Origin of the sequence: Actinophytocola sp. (assembly GCF_035712165.1) — a bacterium.
Classification (GTDB): domain Bacteria; phylum Actinomycetota; class Actinomycetes; order Mycobacteriales; family Pseudonocardiaceae; genus DASYTH01.
The window spans coordinates 1-6,434 of sequence record NZ_DASTBH010000022.1 but is presented as its reverse complement, the minus strand read 5'-3'; the positions used below and the strand labels follow the sequence as shown (position 1 = coordinate 6,434).

The window sequence follows — 6,434 nt, the reverse complement described above, 5'->3', positions numbered from 1 at the left end:
GTGCCGCGCTGGTGAGCGCGAGCACGACGAAGCCGCCGGAGACCAGGGTGCGCACGGTGATCCGGGTGGCCAGGCGTTGGCCGAGCGCGGTGCCCAGGCCGGTGATCACGCCCTGCGGGAGCAGCGCGAGCCCGGTGGCGATGTACATGCCCGCGGGCAGGCAGGTGCAGGGGCTTGGCCTCGGGCACCTCGTCGATGTGCTCGACCAGCGCGTGCAGCGCGGCGACCAGCCGTCCGGCGGTGTGTTCGGTGTCGGCGATGGTCAGTGCGCGGCCATCCGGCGATGATCGGACAGGCCCAGGTCGACCTGGCAGTGCGTGCGCGGCCATTCGCTGGCCTGGTAGCCCGCCCGGCCCAGCTCGCCGCGCACCTGGGCGGCCAGCCGCAGGGTGGCGGCGAGGGCGGCCCGGCCGTGTTCGACCATCTGCCGGCGCCAGCCGTCCAACCCGGCGAAAGTCAGCGCGCTGGGGCTGGTCGTCTTGAGCAGGTCCGAGCGGGCGGTCAGCACCGCCCTGCAGGTGATACACCGAGCCCTGCTCCAGCCCGCAGCCCATCTTGTGCACGCTGGTCACGCACAGGTCCGCGCCGGCGTCCATGGCCCAGGTCGGCAGGTCCGGGTGGAACAGCAGGTGGGCGCCCCTCGGCGACGTTGTCCGGCTCCGGCGGATAGGCGAAATGCTGCTCGGCGTCCCACCGCGGGTGCACCCACACCGGCGCCATCCCGCTGATGATCAGCCCTGCGGCTGCGCGGCCCAAACCACCCGGACCGGCGATGTGGGACCGGGTCAGCCGTACACGAGGCAGAAGGTGTGCCCGGCGGGGTCACGGAACACACGGAAGTTCTTGTCGTCGGTCGCGTCGGGGACCCGGGTCGCGCCGAGTTCGAGCACCTTGCGTTCGGCGGCGTCCACGTCGTCCACCAGCACGTCCACATGGGCCTGTTGCGAGCCGGCGGGGTCGGGGAAGGTCGGCGGTCGGTGTTGCGGGGAGGTCTGGAAGGACAGCCGGCGGCCGGCTCCATCCTCGATGGTGACCCAGTTCGGCTCTTCGACCACAGCCTTCGCGCCGATCAGCTCGGCATAGAACCTGGCCAACTCCTGGGGATCGCGGGCATCCAGCACCACGGTTTCCAAGCGTCCGATCATGATTTCGTATGCCCCCCGTGGCAGCTGACCAAACGTCAGGTACAGATCCTGCAGGTCCCGCAGCAGGCCGACGGCGCCGCTGCGGGTGTGGTCCAGACCGGTGGCGTGTAACCGCTCGGATTCGGCCTCGCGGTGCTCGCCGTAGCGCCGCACCACGGGACCCAGGTCCGCCAGTTACGTGTCGATCCGGGCGGCGAGCAGTTGGCAGGTGTGGGCGACGTCAGGCTCCGCACCGTGGCCTCGGCCGACCTGGCGGTAGGCGTCGGCGAGCGTGCGCAGTGAGCTGTCCAGCAGTCCGATGTAGGTTGCCAGGTGCATGGCCTCACCCCTTCGGCGCCGACGCCTGGCGGTCGGCGAGCCTGGTGACCCGCACGGCGGCGTCCACGTCGTCCACCAGCACGTCGACATGGGCCTGTTGCGGCCGGGTCAACCGGTCCCGGCCCTGCCACGGCCACGAGCCGTACAACCCTTTCGGGCCCAGCCGGCCATGGTTGACCACATCGCCCGCCCGGCCCCGAACCCCCACCATCCGGCCGTCCTTGACCGCGATGTCGCAGCCGCAACCATTGCTGCACAACATGCACGCCGATTGCACCCAGCGATCCACATCGGACTCGGCCACACCCTGCTCAAGATGCAGGTCGACCCGCACCGGCCACCGCGTGTCCCGGCCATGCGGCGTCCGCCCGACGTACCCGACCAGGCGCGCACCAAACCTCGCTCAGCTCGGCGCCCCATTCCCTGCCGCTGGTCTCAGAAGCCGATCGGCTCGCGCACCAGCACGACGGTGCCGCGGTCCGGGAACACCTCGCGCTCGATGATCAGGATCTTGCCGATGAACGACTGCCAGCCGGTGGCGGCCATACGTTCCTGCTCGCGCGGCAGGCTGTAGGTGCGCAGCCGGCGCAGCGCGGTCTCGAAGTCGGGCACCACCTTCTGCGCACCGACCACCCAGATCGCCCGCTCCGCGCCGGCGGCGTAGGAGGCGAACTGGCTGCCGCTGGCCGATGCGGCGAGCAGCACTCCGTCCTCGGTGATCGCGTGGACGCTGCCGACCACCACGTCCGGAGCCGCGCCCATCGTGATCTGTGCCCGGACGTCTCCGTCGAACTCGGCCAGCCGCGTGCGCACCGACCGGAACTCGCCAGACGTGTCGATGTCCTCGGTGATCCCGGACAACCGGAGGGTTTCGCTGAGGGAGGTGAAGATCTCCTTGTCTCTCGGCAACAACTCGCGCACCAACCGGCGAGCATCGGCCACGGTGTCCACCACATGCGCCGCGATGCCGCGCTCGGCCAGCGCGTCCGCGGCCCGGCGCAGCGCCTCGTCGCGCGCGGGCACGGCGAAGGTCTGGTCGGCGATCAGCTCCTGGGTTGTCATGCTCGCCCTTTCATGGTTCCGTTTGGATACTGACCTGATCATCGGGAACCGAGACGACGGGTGGAAGAAGGCACCTTTTCCCGCCTCGGTCACGTGGAGGGAACCATGCAGGTAGACCAGCCGGACCCGGCGACGTTGTGTCACGCGCGACAGGTCCTGGACCGGATCGGCGACAAGTGGTCGATCGCCGTCATCCATCAGCTCGGCACCGGCACGAAGCGGTTCACCGAACTGCGCCGCGGCATCACCGGTATCAGCCAGCGCATGCTCACCGCCACGTTGCGCGTGCTGGAACGCGACGGTCTGGTCAGCCGCACCGTTTACCCGGTGGTGCCGCCACGGGTCGACTACGCCCTGACCCCACTGGGCGAAACCCTGCTGGACAACGTGTGCCAGCTCATGGGCTGGGCGGTCGAGCACGGCGCGGAGATCGACAAGGCGCAGGCCGAGTACGACGGGCGCACGGCCTTGTGATCGTTCCCGTGCCCGCCAGAACACCGAGATGGCTGAAAGGCCGACGGGGCGCGCTCTGCCCGGGGTGAACGCCTTTCCGCTACACCACGGTGACCCGGTGCCGGACCACGGCACCGAACAGGTATCCGCCGGTGTTGAACGGGACCGAATCCGGTTGGCTGGCACCGGTTTCGTCGCTCGCCCTGGCCAGCAGCTCGTACTCGCCCGGCTGCCGCGGCAGCCAGTCCACCGACCAGGGCAGCCATCCGGACCCGGACAGCTGCACCCCTCGCGGACGGGCCTGCCGCCAGGTCGCGCCGCCGTCGGTACTCACCCGCACCGTTCGTATGCGGCCGTTGCCCGACCACGACCGGCCGTGCAGCACGTGCCGCTGACCGGCCGCGAACGTCGCGCCCTGCCACGGCAGCTCGAAGGCACTCTTGACGACCTGCCGCGTGACCAGCTCACCCTCGGCCGGGTAGCCGGAGCCGAACAGCCGGTAGAGCTGGGTGTTGAACGGGGAGAACAACGGCACGTCCGACACCTCGATCTCGCCCACCCACTTGACCGACGCGATGCCCGCCCAGGAGGGCACCACCAGCCTTACCGGAGCCCCATGGTCCGGCGGCAGCGGCTCGCCGTTCATCTCGTAGGCCAGCAGCGCGTCGTCCAGCGCCTTGGCCACCGGCAGCGGACGCCGCACATGCCCGAGGTTCACCCCGTTGCTGACCACCTCCGCGTCCAGACCCACCGGCAGCACATCCACCGCCGCGGCGGTGAGCCCGGCCCGGCGCAGCACCGTCGCCAGCCGAACTCCACGCCACCGCGCCACACCCACCGCGCCCAACCGCCACGGCGTGCCCGCCGCCGGCGTGCCCTGCTGGCTGCCGAAGAAGCTGCGTCCGTTGCCGGCACACTCCACGAACGCTGACACCGCAACCGACGGCAGCCGCCGCAGCTGCGCGTAGTCGAACTCCACCGCCGCGTCCCGGCCCGGCGCGCCACGCAGGCCGGCTCCGAAGAGCCGCAGCCGCCACGTCTGCACATCGATCAACGGCGTCGCGGTGTGGTTGCGGACGAAGAACCGGTCCACCGGCGTGTGATAACCCTGCCCGCGCATCGACTCCCAGCGCATCTCCGCGTTGCCGCCGAACACATCGAACCACTCCGCCGGCAGCGGCTTGACGATCGGGCCCGCCGCGGCCGCGCTGCCCGCACCGGACAGCACAGCCGCCGCACCCAACCCGACCCCGGCCAACGCGCGCAGCAGATCACGCCGCGACAACCCGTCCGCCCGCGTCCGACCCGACTGCCACTGGCTCAACCGCAACCCGTCATAGGCCGCTTCACCGGCATGACTCATGACCCCACCATTCGCATCGCACAAGGAATCCACACTGGACAGAGCGGAAAGGGTGAACAGAGATCAGCGGCCGGCCGGACACATCCCAGCCGCCACGCGGACGAAGTCCACATGCCGGCGGCGCGTCAACGGCACAGCGAAAGCCACACACAATCCGTACCCGGAACCGATCACCCAGTCAACGCCCATCCCCGTTCGTCCACAACGTGGAACCCCGGTCCGTGCTACCGGAACGCATCACCAGGAGCACGCGTCCAGTGCAGACCGAGGGTATTCCTCGCCGTGCTCCTCCACGCCGCGACCCGTAGGGTCAGGGCGTGGTCAATGGTGTGCGACTGTGGTTGCGGCACGAGGTTCGGGCGAGTGAGCGACGCACGGTGATCACGCCGGCGGACGCGGCGTGGCTGGTTCGGGCCGGCGCCGAGGTGGTGGTGGAGGACTCGCCCCACCGGGTCTTTGGGATCGGGGAGTACCGGGCCGCCGGGTGTGCCGTGGCCGAGCCGGGAAGCTGGGTTGACGCGCCGGCCGACGCCGTCGTGGTGGGACTGAAGGAGCTACCGGAGCAGCCGGCGGAGCTGCGCCACCGGCACGTGTTCTTCGGCCATGCCTACAAGGGCCAGCCCGGCGCCGCCGCGCTGCTGCGCCGGTTCGCCGCGGGCGGCGGGGTCTTGCTGGACCTGGAGTACCTGACCGACGACGCCGGACGCCGGCTCACCGCGTTCGGCTACTGGGCCGGCTACGTCGGCGCGGCGCTGGCGGTGCTGCACCGCACCGGCGACCTCGCCGTTCCACTGCGACCGTCGGCGAAGGCCGACCTGGACCGGGCGCTGGCCGGGTCCGGTGCGCGGGCCGGCACGGCGCTGGTGATCGGCGCGCTCGGGCGGTGCGGCCGGGGCGCGGTGGCGGCGCTGGCCGAGGCCGGGATCGAGGCGACCCGCTGGGACCTGGCCGAGACCCGCGAGCTGGACCGCCCGGCGCTGCTGGACCACGACCTGATGGTCAACGCCGTGCTCACCGAGCACCCGACCCCGCCGTTTCTCACCCCGGCCGACCTGACCGCCCCGCGCAGGCTGTCCGTGATCGCCGACGTCACCTGCGACGTCGGCTCCCCCAACCACCTGCTCCCGATCTACGACCGGACCACGACCTGGACCGAACCCGTGCTGGCGCTGGACGTCGCACCACCGCTGGAGATCATCGCCATCGACAACCTGCCCTCGCTGCTCCCGCTCGAGGCCAGCCTGGCGTTCTCCGCCGACCTGCGGCCGCTGCTGGCGGCGCTACCGGACGATCACCCGGCCTGGCGACGCTGCTACGAGCGGTTCCACGCGGCACTGCGCGAACTCGACCAAGCCGAGACGAAGCGCACCCATACCTGAGGGTGTGGGTGGGGTCAGTCGGTGACGCGGACCTTGCCGAGTCGGCTGACCATCGTCGGGTCGCGGTGGTCGAAGAACAGCGAGGCGCCGGTGTCCAGGGCGGCGATGCGGGTCATCTGCTCGTCGGTGAGGGCGAGTCGAACACGGCGATGTTCTGCGCCATCCGGTCGGCGCGGACGGACTTGGGGATCACCACGACCTCCCGCTGGACCAGCCAGCGCAGCACCACCTGCGCCACGGACTTGCCGTGCTCCTCGACGATCGCGCTGAGCACCGGGTGGGCGAACAGGTTGTTCTTGCCCTCCGCGAACGGGCCCCACGACTCGATCCGGACACCGTGCTCGCGCATGATCTGCTGGTCGGTGGTGCGCTGGTAGAACGGGTGGGTCTCGATCTGGTTCACCGCGGGCGTGACCTCGTTGTGCTCGATGAGGTCGACCAGCCGGTCGGGGTGGAAGTTGGACACGCCGATCGCCTTGGCGCGGCTGGCCGTGAACTCCAGGCGCGCGGTCTGGTCCGGATTGCCGAAGGTGTCGCAGGCGACCTCGGACAGCGAGCCGAGGCTGGCCCCGGTGTAGGCGACCACAATCGTGTTGAAGTTCGAACCGGCCGTGTCGACCACGACTTCCGGGAAGGAGCAGTACCCAACAATCGCTGACAAAATACGCTTCTCATTTCGGCGCCTCGTGCTCAAGGGGTCTGCGGAGAAGACAC

The 6,434-nt window shown here is 70.4% G+C and carries 8 protein-coding genes and 1 pseudogene; 2 read left to right on the top strand and 7 right to left on the bottom strand.

The window, feature by feature from the left end:
* Positions 1–262 precede the first annotated feature (262 nt).
* The 5 genes and pseudogenes from VFO68_RS01140 to VFO68_RS01120 all read right to left on the bottom strand — a co-directional run bounded on the left by VFO68_RS01140 (position 263) and on the right by VFO68_RS01120 (position 2,525).
* Positions 263–508 (bottom strand): hypothetical protein, encoded by a 246-nt coding sequence (locus tag VFO68_RS01140; RefSeq protein ID WP_325156218.1) that lies wholly within the window; start codon positions 506–508, stop codon positions 263–265.
* Positions 509–785: 277 nt separating this feature from the next.
* On the bottom strand, positions 786–1,301 hold the full coding sequence (locus tag VFO68_RS01135; RefSeq protein WP_325156217.1) for a VOC family protein: 516 nt from the start codon (positions 1,299–1,301) through the stop codon (positions 786–788).
* 18 nt (positions 1,302–1,319) lie between these two features.
* On the bottom strand, positions 1,320–1,463 hold the full coding sequence (locus VFO68_RS01130; RefSeq protein ID WP_325156216.1) for a hypothetical protein: 144 nt from the start codon (positions 1,461–1,463) through the stop codon (positions 1,320–1,322).
* 100 nt (positions 1,464–1,563) lie between these two features.
* Positions 1,564–1,848: pseudogene (locus VFO68_RS01125) on the bottom strand (nitrate reductase); the annotation flags it as partial.
* Positions 1,849–1,898: 50 nt separating this feature from the next.
* Positions 1,899–2,525 (bottom strand): LUD domain-containing protein, encoded by a 627-nt coding sequence (locus tag VFO68_RS01120; protein WP_325156215.1) that lies wholly within the window; start codon positions 2,523–2,525, stop codon positions 1,899–1,901.
* 105 nt (positions 2,526–2,630) lie between these two features.
* Here VFO68_RS01120 and VFO68_RS01115 point away from each other — a divergent pair, with 105 nt between their 5' ends.
* On the top strand, positions 2,631–2,999 hold the full coding sequence (locus tag VFO68_RS01115) for a helix-turn-helix domain-containing protein (protein ID WP_325156214.1): 369 nt from the start codon (positions 2,631–2,633) through the stop codon (positions 2,997–2,999).
* 79 nt (positions 3,000–3,078) lie between these two features.
* On the opposite strand, the gene VFO68_RS01110 is transcribed toward VFO68_RS01115, so the two are convergent.
* Complete coding sequence (locus VFO68_RS01110; protein WP_325156213.1) at positions 3,079–4,341, bottom strand: sulfite oxidase; 1,263 nt, start codon at positions 4,339–4,341, stop codon at positions 3,079–3,081.
* Positions 4,342–4,658: 317 nt separating this feature from the next.
* Between VFO68_RS01110 and VFO68_RS01105 the strand changes: the two genes are divergently transcribed.
* Positions 4,659–5,720 carry a saccharopine dehydrogenase gene (locus VFO68_RS01105; RefSeq protein WP_325156212.1) on the top strand — a complete coding sequence of 354 codons (1,062 nt, stop codon included), beginning with the start codon at positions 4,659–4,661 and terminating at the stop codon, positions 5,718–5,720.
* A gap of 112 nt (positions 5,721–5,832) precedes the next feature.
* On the opposite strand, the gene VFO68_RS01100 is transcribed toward VFO68_RS01105, so the two are convergent.
* On the bottom strand, positions 5,833–6,381 hold the full coding sequence (locus VFO68_RS01100) for an aldo/keto reductase (RefSeq protein ID WP_325156211.1): 549 nt from the start codon (positions 6,379–6,381) through the stop codon (positions 5,833–5,835).
* Positions 6,382–6,434: the final 53 nt, after the last annotated feature.

Excerpts from the sequence above, each read along its gene's own strand:
- VFO68_RS01130 (WP_325156216.1), bottom strand. The coding sequence starts at position 1,463 with ATGCACCTGGCAACCTACATCGGACTGCTGGACAGCTCACTGCGCACG.
- VFO68_RS01120 (WP_325156215.1), bottom strand. The coding sequence starts at position 2,525 with ATGACAACCCAGGAGCTGATCGCCGACCAGACCTTCGCCGTGCCCGCG.
- VFO68_RS01115 (WP_325156214.1), top strand. The coding sequence starts at position 2,631 with ATGCAGGTAGACCAGCCGGACCCGGCGACGTTGTGTCACGCGCGACAG.
- VFO68_RS01110 (WP_325156213.1), bottom strand. The coding sequence starts at position 4,341 with ATGAGTCATGCCGGTGAAGCGGCCTATGACGGGTTGCGGTTGAGCCAG.